We start from the raw sequence: 16,601 nt of genomic DNA on the forward strand, positions 1-16,601 counted from the left end.
GCTTTTTGTTAAACCTAGTGATGGCTTTATTTATAACCCACTGTTAACTCAATAAAACTGTTAATTAAATAAAATACGGAGCAATACCATGTCTTTTTTTAATTCTAATGACTACATCAATCAATTTAATGAAAATACTCAAAAGCTTTTAGCACCATGGCAAGAGCTTAATAAAGCATTTGTAAAAAATGCTGAGCAAATGACTGAGTTTTCATTAAATACCATCCGCACTTATACAGAGATGGGATTAGAGAATATGCGTCAAATTGCAAAGATAGACTCACCAGAAGCAGCAAAAGAGTTTAATGCAAAGCAGGCCGATATATTAAACCAGATTAGCCAACAAATCATGGCCGATGCAAAGCATATGACCGAGCTTGGTAGCAGCATGCAAGATGAAGTCATGAAAGTGATGAGTGATGTATATGGTCAAACTAATGAACATATGCAGTCAACCATGCAAAAAACAGCCGATCAAGCTGCAAAAACGGCAAAAGAATTTACCTCTACTGTGAATAAAATGGCGGAACAAGCCACTAAAAATACAACCAAACCAACCGCAGGCAAAGCCGCCGAAGCTGAAACGCCAAGTAGCACAACTAAAGCTACTGCCAATAAAGCGTAAAGCTGTTGATGTTATTAGTTTAATTGGCTAGCACCATAGCAATGTGGTGTTAGCTAAAACAGCTAAGTCTAGTGGGCAGTCATTAGGCTTTGACTTTCATACTAACTAGTTTATTACAAATTTATTCATTGCAAACCACTTCATTGTAAATCACTTTATTACAAATACTAATATGGGCAGACAGATGTTTAAATGGAAAAGTAATATTAGAGCTAATCACTCTAAGTCAGATTCTAATTCCACCAAAGAGCCTCTATTTAGCCTCCCTCATATATTTAATACCCCAGTACATTTATGGCAACAATCTGTTGATTATCTGAATCTTTTTATGCCGGTTGATTTTTCAAGCATAACCAATAGTGCCAATCATGAGTCCAATCAAACTAACAGAGATCATAATAATAACGGTGATAACCACTCAATTTCGAATACATCCCGAAAGCTACTGCTAGAACCCTTTGAGAATTTAAATAAATTAACTCAAAAGCTTAGTAATGAATACCTCTCGCGTCTTACCCAAAACAACATTACTAGCCAATCATTATTAACTGAACTAATTGATAACTATCAGCAATTTACAACTGCAGCTATCACCAATAGTCCAGCTGTGCTATTTCAACAACAATTAGAGCTGTATCAAAAGCAAATTCAGTTACTACAAAACAGCTTGTTGACTGCTATGGGTGCCGAAACTAAGCCCTTGGTGAAACCTGAAAAAGGAGACAAGCGCTTCATGGACGAAGCTTGGTCTAATCAGCTGTTTTTTGATTATATCAAACAAAGTTATCTGCTCTCTGCCAATAGCATTCTGAATACCATTGAAGCGATAGAAGGTATTGATGACAAAACCCGTCAAAGACTTTCCTTCTTTACTAGGCAATGGCTGAACGCTATTGCACCCAGTAACTTTTTACTGACCAATCCTGAAGTATTGCGTATCACCAAACAAAGCAAGGGTAGAAATCTACTACGTGGCCTGAAGCAATTGGCCGAGGATCTTGAAAAGAGCGCTCACTTACTCACTATTACAATGACTGATGACTCTGCATTTAAGCTAGGTGAGAATATTGCTGCCACTCCAGGAAAAGTGGTTTATCGCAATCGCATGATTGAATTAATTCAATACACACCCACCACTGAATTAGTCAACAAGAGACCGCTACTAATTGTGCCACCTTGGATCAATAAGTTTTATATCGTGGATTTAAAACAAAAAAATTCTTATATCCGCTGGGCACTAGATGAAGGTCATAGCGTCTTTATTATTTCATGGGTCAATCCTGATCAAAGTTATAAAGACGTTGGTATGGAAACTTATATGCATGAGGGACTGCTAACGGCCTTAAGGGTAATTGAAGATATTACTGGTGAGCCTGATGCCAACGTCATTGGTTACTGCATCGGCGGGGTTCTGTTGGCATTAACCCTCTGCTGGCTGGCTGAAAACAATCAGTCACAGCGTATAGCCAGCGCTACTTTTTGGACCACCTTATTTGACTTCAGTGATCCTGGGGATTTAGGGGTGTTTATCGATGACAATATCGTTAATGCTATCGAAAAAGAAGGCGAGAAAAAAGGGATATTTGATGGGCGTTTAATGGGCGTTGCTTTTAGTTTACTACGTGAAAACAGCCTATATTGGAATTACTACATCCAAAACTATCTTAAAGGAGAGCGGCCTACCCCATTTGATCTTTTATATTGGAATTCTGACTGTACTAATGTCACAGCAGCATTACACCGCTTTATGCTACGAGAATTATATCAAGGCAATAAGCTGATAAAAAAAGGCGCACTGCACTTTGATAATATCGAGGTAGATCTGTCCAAAGTGACAACCCCTACTTATGTGGTTGCGGCCATACAAGATCATATTGTCAAATGGAAGGGTAGCTATCAAGCAACACAGCATCTTGGCGGTGAGGTAACGTTTGTATTGGCAGAATCCGGGCATGTCGCTGGGATTATCAATCCACCTACCGGGAAATATGGATTTTATACTTATGACAAAAATACTTCTGATCCCGATGAGTGGTTTAACTTAGCCGAACGACAAGATCGCAGTTGGTGGCTACATTGGGGAGAGTGGATTAGCAACCACTCTGCAGGCAAGGTGCCAAATAGGCAACCAGGAGTAGACAGTAAGGGCAATGAATGGCCGGTGTTAGGTCAGGCACCCGGTGAATATGTACGGATTAAGGCAATCGAAGCAGTAAACTAAATTCAAAGCAGTTAACCATTATTAGTTATTATTTACTTTAAGAAGGGGCTTATTATGACAAAAACTATTGCCAAAAATTTAGAGAATCCGGACAAGGCAGATGTTTGGTTAGATAGAGACAACCCACATAGAACCACAAGTGGCTCGTTACCTAACCTGCAGGACTTTGTTAATAATCAGTCCCATCAAAATCAAGACTTAATGCAAGAATATACTCGTCAAAAAAGATATTGGGTAGAAGGTACAGACTTAAGATTAGCAGTCGCTTCAAGTCATATAAAGCAGCACTTACAGCAGTTTAAGGATAACAGCAAGACCCTTTATGAAGATGCAAAAAGCATTAAATCTAGCTTACAAAATACCAAGAACCCTTTTGATTTATGGCAGCAATGGCTAAGTTATAGCACAGACAGCTCTAAACGCTTACTGCAAACTGCGGAGATACTAAAAGAACGGGGTGATATATTTATAGAGCATGAGCTGGCAGGTTGCCCCCCGGTACTAGATTATGATTACGATATCGTAATGGATGCCACTACCTTTGACCGGCCTTGCAACTATGTACTACTTAGAATAAAACCACCCGAAGGAGTGGAAACCAAAGAGGACAATCGACCTTATATAATTATTGACCCTAGAGCTGGACACGGTGCAGGCATCGGCGGCTTTAAGCCCGAAAGCCAAGTGGGTGTTGCCTTAAAAAATGGTCGCCCTGTATATTTTGTGGCCTTCAAAAGATTACCAGAGCCTACCCAGACTATCGCTGACGTGACTTATGCTGAAGCAAAATTCGTCCGTGAAGTTGAAAGAAGACACCCCAATGCTCAATCCCCGGTTATTGTGGGCAACTGTCAAGGCGGCTGGGCCGCCCTTATCTTAGCAGCCACCCATCCAGATATTACTGGTCCTATTGTAATGAACGGCGCTCCTGTGGCTGCTTGGAGCGGTGAAATTGGCGTTGACCCCATGCGCTATAAAGCTGGCGTGAACGGGGGCACATGGCTGGCTATGATGAGTGCCGATATCAATAATGGTGTATTTGATGGCGCTTGGTTGGTCAATAACTTCGAGCAAATGAATCCATATCGTAATTATATCGGCAAATATTATGACCTTTATAAAAACCCCCTAGCTAATCGTGAACGTTTTTTAGATTTTGAGCGTTGGTGGGGTGGCTTCTTTTTGATGAACGAGGCTGAAATACGCTGGATTGTGGAAAATATCTTCATTGGTAACCGCATAGCTCGTAATACAGGACAGCTTGAAAAAGGGGTTAATATTGACCTACGTAATGTAAAAGCCCCTATTATTGTCTTTGCCTCCCGTGGTGATGACATTACCCCTCCTCCACAAGCATTGGCTTGGATTCTAGATGCTTATACTGATGAAAAAGAATTAGAGGTATGCGGTCAGCGTATTATTTATATGATTCATGATCAGGTCGGTCACCTAGGTATCTTTGTTAGCTCAAAAGTTGCCAATAAGGAACATACCGGCATGGCCTCTGTGATGGATATGATTGAAATCCTACCTCCTGGCTTATATGAGATGAAAGTTGAAAGTGTACAAGGCAGTGGTGAGGAGAAAACCTTCTCTGTTGACTTTGACCGTCGAACTTTTGATGACTTAAGCCAAGCTATCGGTGAGTGCCGGACGGACGAAAAGATATTTAGAGCCGTTCACCGCTCTTCAAAATCACAAACTCGTATTTATGAGCAAAGCCTACGGCCGGTCATTAAAACCATGACCAACGAAACCACAGCACAATTATTACGATCGTTACATCCTCTAAGACTACAAAGAAGTCTTTGGATTAGCAAAAACCCCCTAGCCTTGGCCACCAGTACCCTAAACAAAACCCTTAATCTTAATACACAAACTACAACTAATTTTGAAACCAAATCATCATCAGAGGATATTAAAGATGAAGATAGGACCAATACTACGGTAAATTATGGGCAAGTAAAATTACCAGCCATCGAACCTATTTCTCAGGATAATGTATTTCTACAAATAGAAAAGATGTTTATGGACTCTCTAAGCATGACATTAGACTTCTGGGGGGACTTAAACGGCAAGATTACCGAGAATATATTCTTTGGAGTATGGTCAATGCCTTGGTTTCGTGAGTATGGCAATAAGGAATCATCACGCCGTCTTTTAGACAAGAATGCATTACGTGACCTACCTAAAGTGAGTGAAGCATTAGCAAAAATAGAGAATGGTGGCTACTCAGAAGCGGTAATTCGGATGCTGATCTTAGGTAATATTGTTGCTGATGATAATATTGACCGCAATCAATTAGTACGTTTAACGGAAGTACTGACTCAGCAGCAACCTTTCAAAGAGTTATCTAGCCCAGAATTGGCTCAAATGATAGAAAACCAAACACTAATGGTTAGATTTGATGAAGCTAAGTCGATCGATACTTTGCAATCCCTATTAAAAGATAAAGCTGAACGTTCACAGGCGTTACAGCAAGTTCTGTATGTCATCGGTGATGAAAAAAACAACTTAAACCCTAAAACGGTTAAGATGTTAAACCGTATTAAAAAAGTTTTGCAATTATCGTAAACCAAGACATTAACGCAAAAATTTAGCTGACTTATTTATTTGACTCAAATTCCTTAAAGCCTAAAAACTATTACAACAAGGGCATGATATGCATACTCAAGCACTAAAAGGGATTAAGGTACTTGATTTGTCTCGTGTATTGGCTGGGCCATCTTGTACACAAATATTGGCAGACTTAGGCGCTGAAGTCATTAAAGTTGAAAGACCCCTTATAGGTGATGAAACCCGACATTGGACCCCTCCTTGCTTTGAAGGTGATAGTGGAAGTAATTCTGATAGTGAGCCTGAATCTATATCTGCTTACTATGCCACCATAAACCGTAATAAGCGATCAATAACTGTCGATATATCCAAACCTGAAGGTCAAGCAATCATAAAAAAGTTGGTGTTACTTAGTGATGTATTGGTGGAGAACTTTAAGGTAGGAGGTTTAAAAAAGTATGGATTGGATTATGAGTCGTTACGTCAACTAAATCCAAAGCTTATATACGCCTCATTGACAGGGTTTGGTCAGACTGGTCCTGAGGCGCATAAGCCAGGATATGACTTTATTAGTCAAGGTTTGTCGGGACTCATGAGTCTCACCGGACCAGCTGATGGTCCTCCACAAAAAATAGGAGTGCCCGTTGTAGACCTATTTTCAGGACTTCAATTAACTATTGGCATTCAAGCAGCGCTGCTGGCAAGACAACAATGCGGTGAAGGTCAATTAGTGGATGTGGCTTTATTTGATAGCGCCCTCTCTATGTTGGCCAATTATGGAATGAACTATCTAGCTTTAGGGGTTGCCCCCAAAAGATTAGGCAATGCTCACCCAAGTATTTGTCCCTATCAAGTATTTGAAACAGCAGACGGTAAACACTTCATATTGGCCTGTGGTAATGACCGTCAGTTTGCCAATGTATGTGAAATATTACAGTTAAAGCTACATGAGGATCCAAACTATTCGACCAATCCACAACGGGTGCTAAATAGAGTACCCTTAACTGAAATATTACAGAGGGAATTTAGTAAAAAAGATAGGGAACAATGGCTACAACTACTTCAATCAGTTAATGTTCCTTGTGGTTCTATCAATGATGTATCAGAGGCGTTAAACCTGCCACAAGCCATTTCTAGAGAGATGGTAGTTGGATTTGACAATAGCTCTATACGCGTATTAGGCAATCCGATTAAACTCTCCAAAACTCCTGTTCAATATCATACCCCTCCTCCTATGCTTGGAGCAGATACCCATGTGGTATTGGCAGAAATATTAGGCATGAGTAAGGATGAGATTGCTACTTTAGAAAGCAACAATATTGTGTAGATTTGGCTATTATTTAGATTTAAATACATAGTATAAGCCAAAATATCAAAGCCTACTTATAACACAAAAAAACGCTGACCTAAGTCAGCGTTTTTTAATAGAGAGTCTAACTATCAGTGTTATCTAGCTTCTATATTGTTTCCACTCACGGCGTAAGACAGAGAAGCTCTCAAAGGTAACCATAATGGTAGCAATTAAAATGATGATGTCCATCACTATTAACAGCCAGTTACCCTCTAAGTAGAAGCTCTTCAACTGAAGAATTAAAGCAAACACTGCCATTATCAATAAGAAAGTCAGTGGCGCTAAGGTATACCAAACGGTTTTTCCTTTGCGTAATAAAATCACTGTGACAATCATCAAGGTTAAAGCCGCCATTAACTGGTTCGTTGTACCGAACAACGGCCAGATGATCATACCACCAGAACCATCGATACCACCGGCGCCAAAGGCGATTAATAGACAGGTACCTACTGCCAGTAAGGTAGCAACCACACCTTTTTTCAAGGCAGGCAAGTTATAGACTTCACCAAACTCTTGGAAGATATAGCGCTGTAAGCGAACCCCAGTATCCATTGTGGTCCCAGCAAATAACGCGGCCATTACCGTTAAAATGGTTTGTGATAGGACAATTTCAATCCCCATACCATTATTTAAAATAGTGGCACCACCATCAATGAAAGCACCAATTGAGCCATCACCGAATTTTTGATAGATACCTTCCCACTCCGCTAAAGTTGCGAAGCCGGCTGTGGTTGCCAATACCGCACCCAGTGCTAGTAAACCTTCACCTACTGCTCCAAAGTATCCTACAAAACGTACATCTTCTTCTTTATCAATCTGCTTAGAAGTTGTACCGGTAGAGACCAGACCATGGAAGCCAGAGATGGCACCGCAAGCAATCGTTACGAATAACAATGGCATAATTGATGGTGTATCGGCAGGCAAGTTATGGTTAAGTGCAGGTGCCACGATATCGGGTGTGGCCAATAAGATAGCACCAAATAATAGGATTAACCCCACAAACAACTGAAGACCATTAATGTAGTCTCTAGGCTGTAGAAGCATCCAAACAGGTAATAATGAGGCGACCGCAGCATATATAAATAAGAAGATAATCCAAACGGCGTTATCAGGTAACCCAAACATAGTTTCAGGCAACACCACTGGCACTAGAGTGCCTATATAAATCAGACCGTATAAGGCAATTACCCCAAAAATAGACACCAAAGCCAGATTCATCTTAAAGCGATAAATACACTGACCGATGATAAAGGCGACGACTAAAGCACCCCAGACTGGAATAACTGCTGTCGGCGTTTTAATCATCATATTGGCAATGACCACACCAAATACTGCGTTTACCATTAATAGCAGTAAGAAGATAACTACCATCATTAAGGTGCGTACTCGGCCGCCCATTACTGAACCTGCAATGGAACCAATAGATTGACCCTTATTGCGCATACTGGCCCATACAGCCGACATGTCATGAATGCCTGCCATAAAGATAGTGCCTAGTACTACCCAAAGTACGGCTGGTACCCAGCCCCAAATCACAGCAATGGCAGGACCAATAATCGGAGCCGCCCCTGCAACTGAGGTAAAATGATGTCCCCAAAGCACATATTTATTGGTAGGAACATAGTCAATTCCATCCTTCATTGTATGAGCTGGGGTAGGAATGGAGTTATCCAATCCTAAAATATATTTGGCAAAAAACTTAGAATAAAAGAAATAACCGGCGAGCATGGCTAAGATGCCCAACAGCAATACAATTGCACTGTTCATACTTCACTCCTTGAAAAGCCTATATTGTTTATGGCCAGCTGCTAAGGTTGGTGAAACAGCTTAGTTATAACTATAAAAGCTTAATCTCATAAAGGAATTATAGGTTAAAGAGCCAGTAGTGGTACTAATTCAAATCCACTTATTTAGGCAGATTTATTACTGAACTCTTGCTTTTGTGTAAATTAACGAACCTTATTATAGCTAATAAAAAAGCCAGTTAAACAATATTTAACTGGCTTTTGGTGAAGTATTCGCTTTATTGTAAGCTTTCCAACAAGATCTTACCCTGTTCGCTCCCCTCTCCTTTGTCATAATTTGACTTTAATTGTTCAACATAGCTCTTTAAGTCCACGCTATTTGCATTAGAGGGCATAGAGGCACCTGCTGGAAGTGCCGCAAACATAGGCGCAGAGCTTGATACGTTGTTATATCGGGTCAAGGCCTCTAAATGCACTCCAGACAGCAGATCATTTGATCCATAAAGCATACTGGCGTTGTTATCCATTTGGCGCTGCGCCAATTGCCAAACAATGCGATGCTGCTTATCTAGGCCATACACGTTGCGCCATAACCATTTATTCTCTGCTAATGACTTCTCCTTGATTGCATATTCAATAGCCGGTTTTTTTTCATCGGTCTTATCATCGCTAGCAGTCTCTATGGTTTTATCAGAGCTTGGATTGTCTGTCTTAGTCACAAACTTTTCTTGTGTCGCTTTGTCGATAGCCTTAAAAATCTTGGTAAAAATATGCTCACTACTAAAAGATTTGCGGTTATCCCCTTGCTCACTATTGTTTTGTGACTGAAGTAGTTGAGGGTATTTGCTTGTCATTTGATCATATATAGTGGTCAAATATAGCTGCATACCCTCATTATATTGCTGTTCAGTCAGCTTTCGTTCAATCAAAAGCGATGCCTCATTTAAATAAGGCTGATGCTTATCATCTGGCTTCGGAGATTGATTCTGTAGCTGCGAGGATGAGATAAAGCGATACTGCTCTGCTGTAGCATTGGCATCCATTTTAGCTTTAGCCAATAGATGGGCCTTAAGCAATTCTGGCAAGAAGCTTCTGGGTAAACTGCCATCATTTAGGTCAATCTTAATCCATTTGTCTTTCATGCCCAAACTTAAATTTGGATCTATAGTAGAGGACAGTATATAGGCAAAGGTATCGGCCCATAAATATACAGCGCCCTGTCTGGCATCAATATAGATAAAATGGCTGTTTAGTATTTGCAAGTTGCGACTTTGATAAGCTAAAGTCGGCATAATACTTACTTTGCCAGCTGAGGCTCGATATACTCCCGATCCGGTAATACTCATAGGGTTTAACAAATAGGCATTTAATAACTTGGCCTTGCGCGCATCAAGCTTGGTATGGGAATCATCATAACCTGGCAAGACATCAGCGGTAATATCTGCAAAGAGGCTGTCAAATGATTGTGACTCATCCATAGAGTCATCAGAACTATACAAGTCTTCTTTTTCACTTGCAGCTTCAGTAGCAGCATCAGCAGCTGCGACTTCAATTTCTGCTTGGGCTAAGCTTGCTTCTACTCTATCAGCTTCGGCTTTACCTGGCTCAATACCTGCTTCGGCATTGGCCAGATCAGATTTTGCTCGTTGTACTGCTTTTTGTAACCACTGCTCATAAGATACTTGTGAGTAAGGATTCTCTAAAGCAGCAACACACTGTTGATAGGCGTGTTTGATGGCTTCTCTTTCTGCTGAGTATTTGGCATCATATATTCCAAGGCCAGCTTGCTCTACTTGTTGTAACAACTCGACGTAAGCCTCATCATGAACATGTTCACAGTGATTGATTGGCTCATCACTCATCGCCAATTGTTGCGGTGTAGCATTAGCAAGACTCTCCCTTCTTTGCTCATTAGAGCCTAATAAATTCACTTGGTAAGCATAATCACTTCGACTTTGCTTTTGCAGTGCCTGTAATAAGGTATCTTTTGCCATTTGCGACTGTTGCTCACTTGGCAATTGACTGATTTTGGTGATAAAGGCATTTTGATTATTGTTAGGCGCTACCTGACAAGCACTAAGGGCTAAGGGTATTGCTAAAGATAATGCAGCTAACTTGAAATGGGTTTTATATAAGTTAGGTTTAGTTAGGGTTTTCATGGAGGTCCTTAGGGGTATCAATTGTAAATTATGAGTTGAGTTATTCTGCGTTTTTTTGCTCATATTTTTGCTCATAACCGTCTTCCTTCTCATAGTCATTCACATTGCCATAATCAATGATTCTAATCGAAGGTTGATACGCCTCATTTTTAATACTATCTGCTGTGTCATTACCATACAACGCATCTTCACTGTCGTACTCACTACGCGCAGCATAGGCTTGTTTCAATTTATCTTTTCGGTCTTGGATTTTTTTAATCCAGACATTGCCATCAACGCTGGCAGGCGAATTGGGTGTGAAAGGTTGTCCAAATGACTGTTGGTATAGCTCATTTAAAGTATGGTCTTTAAAGCCACGTTCACCATAGATGGTCTGACTTAATAGTGTGGTCGTTGCTCCCATAAAGTCGCCTCCAACCAAGGAGCTTGATTGAGAGGCTATTAATTTTCCACGATTATCAAAATAGTAATAATTACTTTGGTTAAAGGACAAAGGCGCTACTGCTTCAATTAACTGAAATAACGATCCTAAATCCCCACTTTGGAAGTTTTCATTGGTCTGTTGCCAATTCTGCAAAGCTACTTTGATAGGGTTTGAATTTGGGTATAAATCAGGTCGCAGATCCACATGATCTTGCAGTGTTTCAGACATATGTTTCAGAATAACCCCTATTAGCTTACCAGTTTGTTTGCTATCTAAGTTTAGCTTTACTGCTGAATGGGCCCCAACTTTTTTGGCATAGGCATCGTTGGAGATATCTAAGGCGGTGAAGTTTGCCGTTTCAAGCTCACTTAAACTATAACCAATGGCTGATATAAAAGCATCGTATATCACTGTGGGCGGAACTTGATCGATGATGTGTTGTGGCAGTTTGAAAGCCACGGTAGTAGCTTCAAGCTCTTCAGGCAAAGGGGCATGTTCTGGAGTGATTATAGCCACCAAAGGCAATAAAGCACTGGGATCTAAAGTTAGCTCGGAGCGATTGAAATCCAGTGCTAGAGGTAGCTGTATCGAATAGTAAGTTGAGGGTGAAGCAAAGTCATAGCTATAAACCATACTAAGTTTTTTATTCTCAGGGTCAAACGTACTAATTTTATTTAGGCTCATGTTTTGATTGAAGTAATAATTTGTAGCTTCAATCTGTGCTGGCGTGCGATTATACCACTCGTATAAAGTGTCTATTAGCCGCTGATAGCCCGTATCTTCTTCGTAATCAGCGTATGGGTCATATTCATCATACTCATCGTATTCATCGTACTCTTCATAGTCATAATTATCGCTGTTATCGCCCTCTTCATAGTCATAAGCTTCATCAGGATCAGACTCAATAAAAACCGCCTCTTCAGAGCTATTTTCATCCAGAATATAAGCATCAGACTCTGACCAATCCTCTTCTGACCAGTCTTCTTCATCATAGGCTTCTTGTATGGCTATATCCAAAACTGTCTTATAGGCACTTTGTGAGCCCTCATCAATACTGCCCTTTTTGATGAACGGTGAATCATGTACTCGGAGTTGACTAACTGCCACATGAGGTGTAGTCAAATGATTGGTTATTGCCGCTAAAAGTGTCGACTTGGCCCCTTCATCAGTATTAATACCTGACTCTGTGCTAAATTGATTTTGATAAATTTGTTGGTTGCGTTGAATGTTTTTTTGGTAATCAACTGAAGATATTAATGAACCAGCTTGAGAAGTGGTATTAGAGGTAAACTGAGTTGATGTTGATTGACAACCCATAAGTGCTAGAACGCTACTTGATAACATAATCAAAGTAAATTTAGGGCGGCTCTGCGTTACTCCAGAGAAGGCGAACTTTATTTTCATGATACGTAATTGATCCTGAGGTGTGAGTTTTAGAAGTGCATTAGCAAGGGTCTAGCTACTTAATTTATTAGATTATAGTGTTTAATAACAGATATTTAATCCAAGATTGAATAAATATTTTATAGTGTCTATGCTGGCATGACCCAATAGTCTTCAAACGAATTACGTGACTCTATAACAATTAAGTTATATTAGCACAATTAACTAAATACATTTAGTTGATAGATAACTTGTTAAACAATACTTATTACAATATATTTAAAAGCTGGATTAATTACCCCTAAAAGGACTTACGATGACTTACTATTTTGGATTTGAACCGACAGAGAAACTTGAAGACATGATCATTGAAGCAGAGCATATTATTGACTCTGGCAAAGATATAGATTATTACCCTCTGCGTAATAATATTGCACAACAGATCGGTCGAGAGCTACTAGACAACATGTTGGTTAATTTGATTAGCGTTATCCCAGACGCAGAACGCCAAGAAAAAATGCGGAGCATCGTGGTGAAGATTGAAGGCGCCACTGAAACCATGTTAAACATCTTGTTAGGTAAAGATAAAAACAAAGAGGTTATCCCTAACTTTGAATATATGAAAAATGAAACGGTTTTTAAAGACAACTCAGGTAATACCCGTGTTGGCTTTAAGATGGATGATGCTTCTGCAAAAACTATTTTAGAAGGTTTTGATGCGGTTACACCAGAGTCTGTCAATAAAGAGAAGTTAGTTAAAGCTTTATTTGCTATGAACCATGCGGTTGTAGATCACTTTATTACTCGCTTTTCAGAAACCCTACCTTTGGGCTTGATTAAACGTAAATCAGTCCCCGTTGCCAAAGCAGGAATTAACAAAGCTCTTGAAATGGCTATTAACAAGCTACTACCTCAGTTGCCAATTGAGTCGTTAAACCGTTTGGTAGGTTTCTATCGACCCTTCATTATTGAAAAATAAGCCATTGATTTTATTGCGTATTGGCAAAAATTAAACAACAGGGTTGGCTGAAATTGACCAATCCTGTTAAAATAGATCCTTTTACTACTGCGTGTACACCGACTATGAGCCAAATTAGCAATAAAGAGATTGAACAAACCCTCCGTAATTCAGAATGTTTGATTAGTAGCATTGAAGTAGCAGCTGCTTATGAACGTTTGGCTGCCCAGCTAAACCTGCATTATGCCGGTCTGAACCCTATTGTTATGGTTGTTATGAATGGTGGTTTGATTCCAGCAGGTCAATTATTAACTCATCTTACTTTCTACCATCGTATGCACTATATCCACGCTTCTCGTTATCGTGAAAATGAAGGCACTAACGAATTAGTTTGGAAATTTAAACCAGATGTCGATATTTCTGGAGAGCATGTGCTTTTGGTTGATGATATCTTTGATGAAGGCATCACTCTAAAAGCTATCGTAGAAGAGCTAAAAAAAGAGAACCCAAAATCTGTTGATTGCTGTGTATTATTAAACAAAGTACATGACCGTAAAGTAGAGGACTTCAAAGTAGACTTCGTCGGTCTAGATGTTGATGATCGTTATGTTTACGGCTGTGGAATGGATTTTCATGGTTACTTACGTCATCTTCCAGGTATCTATGCTATCAAAGAAGACAAACTGCCTAAATAATAGCCTCCCTTTTCATTCAACAAGCACCTCATCGCTAGGTGCTTTTTTTGTGGTCAAAATTTTATGTGTGACAATAAGCACTTACTGAACTACTTTAGCAAGCCTCTACTGTTGCTCAAATTGTAATGCTAGACCCGTATAACGCTGCGTTGGGGTTTGCACCGCTTTTTGTAGCGCCTGCTTGGTACTATAAATAGTTACTTTTTGCTTAGCACGGGTTACCGCAGTATAAATCAGCTCCTTGCTAAGCAGTCGACTGTTGCGGTTATCAAAAGTAATGGCAACATGATCAAATTCCGAGCCTTGTGATTTGTGGATAGTCATCGCATAAGCGGTGGCAATTAGCTCATCATTAAGCAGATTTACTGCAATACCTTGCGTTTTATTTTCAAAAAACACCTCTAAGCGGCTACCCTCGCCCTTCTGCTGTGTCTGCAAACAAATACCGATATCTCCGTTAAATAGATCTAATTCATAATTATTCTGTAATACCATCACTGGTCTACCATGAAACCAAGGACTCTTACCTAAAGGCAACTTTAACTCAGCTATATGCCAACGGGTCAGATAGTCATTGATATTATGATCGCCCCACTCTCCATTATGCCCTGCAGTTAGGATTCGGAATTTATTAAACTCTGTCATCAGTTCTGCGACAGTGTGACTAACTTCGGCTGGTACGGATTTTGCTATTGGATTTAGTAATAAAGAGTTTATTTTATTTAAATACGGCGTGTAACTCTGGGATAATTGAAAAAGTATTTTTTTATTGCTTAGGCTATTTTCTAATTTTAGATTAGATAATGCTGTGTCTGTTGATTCAGCAGCACTGCTACTTTGGTTATCTACCGTTTGGAACTGTAGGGATTCATCATTATTTAATAGCTGCCATACTTGATTCATGTCCGCTGGAGTTTTGTTTATCTCTGTGGCCAATTTACCAATCCCGGAGTCTGCATGGAAGCGGCGACTTTCAGTAAGCTGTGCATGAATTGGTTGTAGTACATCAATACGACATAAGTCAGCCAGTACTGCCCCGGCATCTACTGCAGCGAGCTGGTTGGCATCCCCCAATAAGATCAGCCTTGCGCCAGGCTTAATAGCACTGACCAAATAGTTGGCCAACTCTACCCCAAGCATTGAAGCTTCATCGACAATGACAATATCCTCCCCCAGAGGATTATCAGCGTGATAGCGAGGTCTGCCATCTCTACCAATGCCTAGCAAGCGGTGAATGGTCTTCGCTTCTTGCAGCTGAACTTCCACCTGAGCACTGTCTAGAGCCGCTTGCAGTGATTCTTGCATACGCTGTGCAGCTTTACCGGTCGGCGCCGATAGAGCAAGTCCTGCACTGTCTGTACTAAAGCGAATCGCAGCGCCCTCCCCCAGTGCTTGCTTAGCTTCACTATCTGCTTGGGCCTGCTGTAATGCAATAACCAGCTGTGCCACGGTATAAGTCTTACCTGTGCCTGGCCCGCCAGTAATGATACTAAAAGCATTCTCATTGGCTACTTTGACCGCCTGAACTTGCTGAGGGTTAAGATTATCTGGGATGTTGATATCTAACGGCTCAATAGGCTGGTTTAGGATGTTTTGTATGGTTTTGGAAAGGTTAAACTCGGCTTGCCAAGTGCGATGTAGCCAAAAAGTGACTTCGCTGTTATGACTTGTTGGATTAAATAAATAAATAAGAGGTGCTTGTGTTTGAATTGGTTTTGAAATGGGTTGTTTTTTGCTTAGGCTATTTTTTGATGTTAGTGGTGACAAGGTGAGGTTGGTAAATAGTGGCTGTTTGGCTATGTGTTGTACAAATCTGCTTAGGCTATTTTCTAATTGGTCTTCATTTTGGTTTATAGCATCTGTCTTATTAACGTTTTGCATTAGATCATACAGCTGCTTAACCAGCTTAAAGCGTTTAACCAGTTGTGCTTTATTACTATTTGATAGGCTTGATTGTAGCCACAGCTGAGTACCGTGGGTTATTAAAATATGCAGTAAATTAAATATAGGCTCATTATTCTCAAGCTCTAATAGCGGGACTATATCACCTTGATCATCTTGTTCCTGCGCTAATACAGTTGCCAGCAAAGAATTATCCATCAGATCAAATAAAGGCGCGGCTAAGCTTTGCAGTATGTCACGCTGCCAGCTGTAAAGCGTTGCAATTTTATCCTCTACTCTGCCCTGTAATGGTAGTTCAGAGTTGTCTTGACGCAGGGTCAATACGGTATGCCCTTCCTCTAATTGTTTGGCTAGTAATACAAACAATGCTTTGAACAAATAACTGTCAGTCTCCACCAAGCTTACCGAATCATTAGCATCTACCGGTTGCACATAAGCTGAATAAGTTTGCGCCCGGCGCTGTAAAATATAATCACTGATAGTACTGGCCCAGCTCTCTTCTGTCCGAATATTTGGGTTATTATTATTGTTTTTCATTACTGTATGAGACCTATAAATGGATTAAAAACTTAAATCTTAACT

Annotated in this window: 10 protein-coding genes; 6 read left to right on the forward strand and 4 right to left on the reverse strand. The window is 40.2% G+C overall.

Annotation, left to right across the window (positions count from 1 at the left end; translation table 11 throughout):
• Positions 1 to 88 precede the first annotated feature (88 nt).
• The 4 genes from G561_RS0106670 (at position 89) to G561_RS0106685 (ending at position 6,729) form a co-directional block, all read left to right on the forward strand.
• Entirely contained in the window at positions 89 to 625 is a 537-nt protein-coding gene (locus G561_RS0106670; protein ID WP_028858845.1) for a phasin family protein, read from the forward strand.
• 184 nt (positions 626 to 809) lie between these two features.
• Positions 810 to 2,846 carry a class I poly(R)-hydroxyalkanoic acid synthase gene (phaC, locus tag G561_RS0106675; RefSeq protein WP_051584418.1) on the forward strand — a complete coding sequence of 679 codons (2,037 nt, stop codon included), beginning with the start codon at positions 810 to 812 and terminating at the stop codon, positions 2,844 to 2,846.
• Positions 2,847 to 2,900: 54 nt separating this feature from the next.
• The gene (locus G561_RS14160; protein ID WP_051584419.1) at positions 2,901 to 5,420 is read left to right on the forward strand and encodes a DUF3141 domain-containing protein; all 2,520 of its coding nucleotides are present in this window, start codon (positions 2,901 to 2,903) and stop codon (positions 5,418 to 5,420) included.
• A gap of 88 nt (positions 5,421 to 5,508) precedes the next feature.
• Positions 5,509 to 6,729, forward strand: coding sequence for a CaiB/BaiF CoA transferase family protein (locus G561_RS0106685; protein ID WP_028858847.1), 1,221 nt, complete (start codon positions 5,509 to 5,511; stop codon positions 6,727 to 6,729).
• A gap of 123 nt (positions 6,730 to 6,852) precedes the next feature.
• Here the strand turns inward: G561_RS0106685 and G561_RS0106690 are convergent, their stop codons facing one another.
• The 3 genes from G561_RS0106690 to G561_RS0106700 all read right to left on the reverse strand — a co-directional run bounded on the left by G561_RS0106690 (position 6,853) and on the right by G561_RS0106700 (position 12,485).
• Complete coding sequence (locus G561_RS0106690) at positions 6,853 to 8,520, reverse strand: carbon starvation CstA family protein (protein WP_028858848.1); 1,668 nt, start codon at positions 8,518 to 8,520, stop codon at positions 6,853 to 6,855.
• 256 nt (positions 8,521 to 8,776) lie between these two features.
• The gene (locus G561_RS0106695; RefSeq protein WP_028858849.1) at positions 8,777 to 10,657 is read right to left on the reverse strand and encodes a hypothetical protein; all 1,881 of its coding nucleotides are present in this window, start codon (positions 10,655 to 10,657) and stop codon (positions 8,777 to 8,779) included.
• A gap of 40 nt (positions 10,658 to 10,697) precedes the next feature.
• Positions 10,698 to 12,485 (reverse strand): hypothetical protein, encoded by a 1,788-nt coding sequence (locus tag G561_RS0106700; protein ID WP_028858850.1) that lies wholly within the window; start codon positions 12,483 to 12,485, stop codon positions 10,698 to 10,700.
• Between the two features lie 295 nt (positions 12,486 to 12,780).
• On the opposite strand from G561_RS0106700, the gene G561_RS0106705 reads away from it, so the two are divergent.
• Both G561_RS0106705 and G561_RS0106710 read left to right on the forward strand, forming a co-directional pair.
• Positions 12,781 to 13,443 (forward strand): hypothetical protein, encoded by a 663-nt coding sequence (locus G561_RS0106705; RefSeq protein ID WP_028858851.1) that lies wholly within the window; start codon positions 12,781 to 12,783, stop codon positions 13,441 to 13,443.
• 104 nt (positions 13,444 to 13,547) lie between these two features.
• A complete protein-coding gene (locus tag G561_RS0106710) occupies positions 13,548 to 14,117 on the forward strand; it encodes a hypoxanthine-guanine phosphoribosyltransferase (protein WP_028858852.1) in 570 nt (189 codons plus the stop codon).
• Between the two features lie 105 nt (positions 14,118 to 14,222).
• Here the strand turns inward: G561_RS0106710 and recD are convergent, their stop codons facing one another.
• The gene (gene recD / locus G561_RS0106715; RefSeq protein ID WP_028858853.1) at positions 14,223 to 16,556 is read right to left on the reverse strand and encodes an exodeoxyribonuclease V subunit alpha; all 2,334 of its coding nucleotides are present in this window, start codon (positions 16,554 to 16,556) and stop codon (positions 14,223 to 14,225) included.
• Positions 16,557 to 16,601 lie beyond the last annotated feature (45 nt).

The organism is Psychrobacter phenylpyruvicus DSM 7000 = NBRC 102152 (genome assembly GCF_000685805.1).
Classification (GTDB): domain Bacteria; phylum Pseudomonadota; class Gammaproteobacteria; order Pseudomonadales; family Moraxellaceae; genus Psychrobacter; species Psychrobacter phenylpyruvicus.

What these genes read in the sequence shown, in the direction of transcription:
- G561_RS0106670 (WP_028858845.1), top strand. Translation starts at nt 89, where the DNA reads ATGTCTTTTTTTAATTCTAATGACTACATCAATCAATTTAATGAAAAT.
- G561_RS14160 (WP_051584419.1), top strand. Translation starts at nt 2,901, where the DNA reads ATGACAAAAACTATTGCCAAAAATTTAGAGAATCCGGACAAGGCAGAT.
- G561_RS0106705 (WP_028858851.1), top strand. Translation starts at nt 12,781, where the DNA reads ATGACTTACTATTTTGGATTTGAACCGACAGAGAAACTTGAAGACATG.
- phaC (WP_051584418.1), top strand. Translation starts at nt 810, where the DNA reads ATGTTTAAATGGAAAAGTAATATTAGAGCTAATCACTCTAAGTCAGAT.
- G561_RS0106700 (WP_028858850.1), bottom strand. Translation starts at nt 12,485, where the DNA reads ATGAAAATAAAGTTCGCCTTCTCTGGAGTAACGCAGAGCCGCCCTAAA.
- G561_RS0106710 (WP_028858852.1), top strand. Translation starts at nt 13,548, where the DNA reads ATGAGCCAAATTAGCAATAAAGAGATTGAACAAACCCTCCGTAATTCA.
- G561_RS0106695 (WP_028858849.1), bottom strand. Translation starts at nt 10,657, where the DNA reads ATGAAAACCCTAACTAAACCTAACTTATATAAAACCCATTTCAAGTTA.
- G561_RS0106685 (WP_028858847.1), top strand. Translation starts at nt 5,509, where the DNA reads ATGCATACTCAAGCACTAAAAGGGATTAAGGTACTTGATTTGTCTCGT.
- G561_RS0106690 (WP_028858848.1), bottom strand. Translation starts at nt 8,520, where the DNA reads ATGAACAGTGCAATTGTATTGCTGTTGGGCATCTTAGCCATGCTCGCC.
- recD (WP_028858853.1), bottom strand. Translation starts at nt 16,556, where the DNA reads ATGAAAAACAATAATAATAACCCAAATATTCGGACAGAAGAGAGCTGG.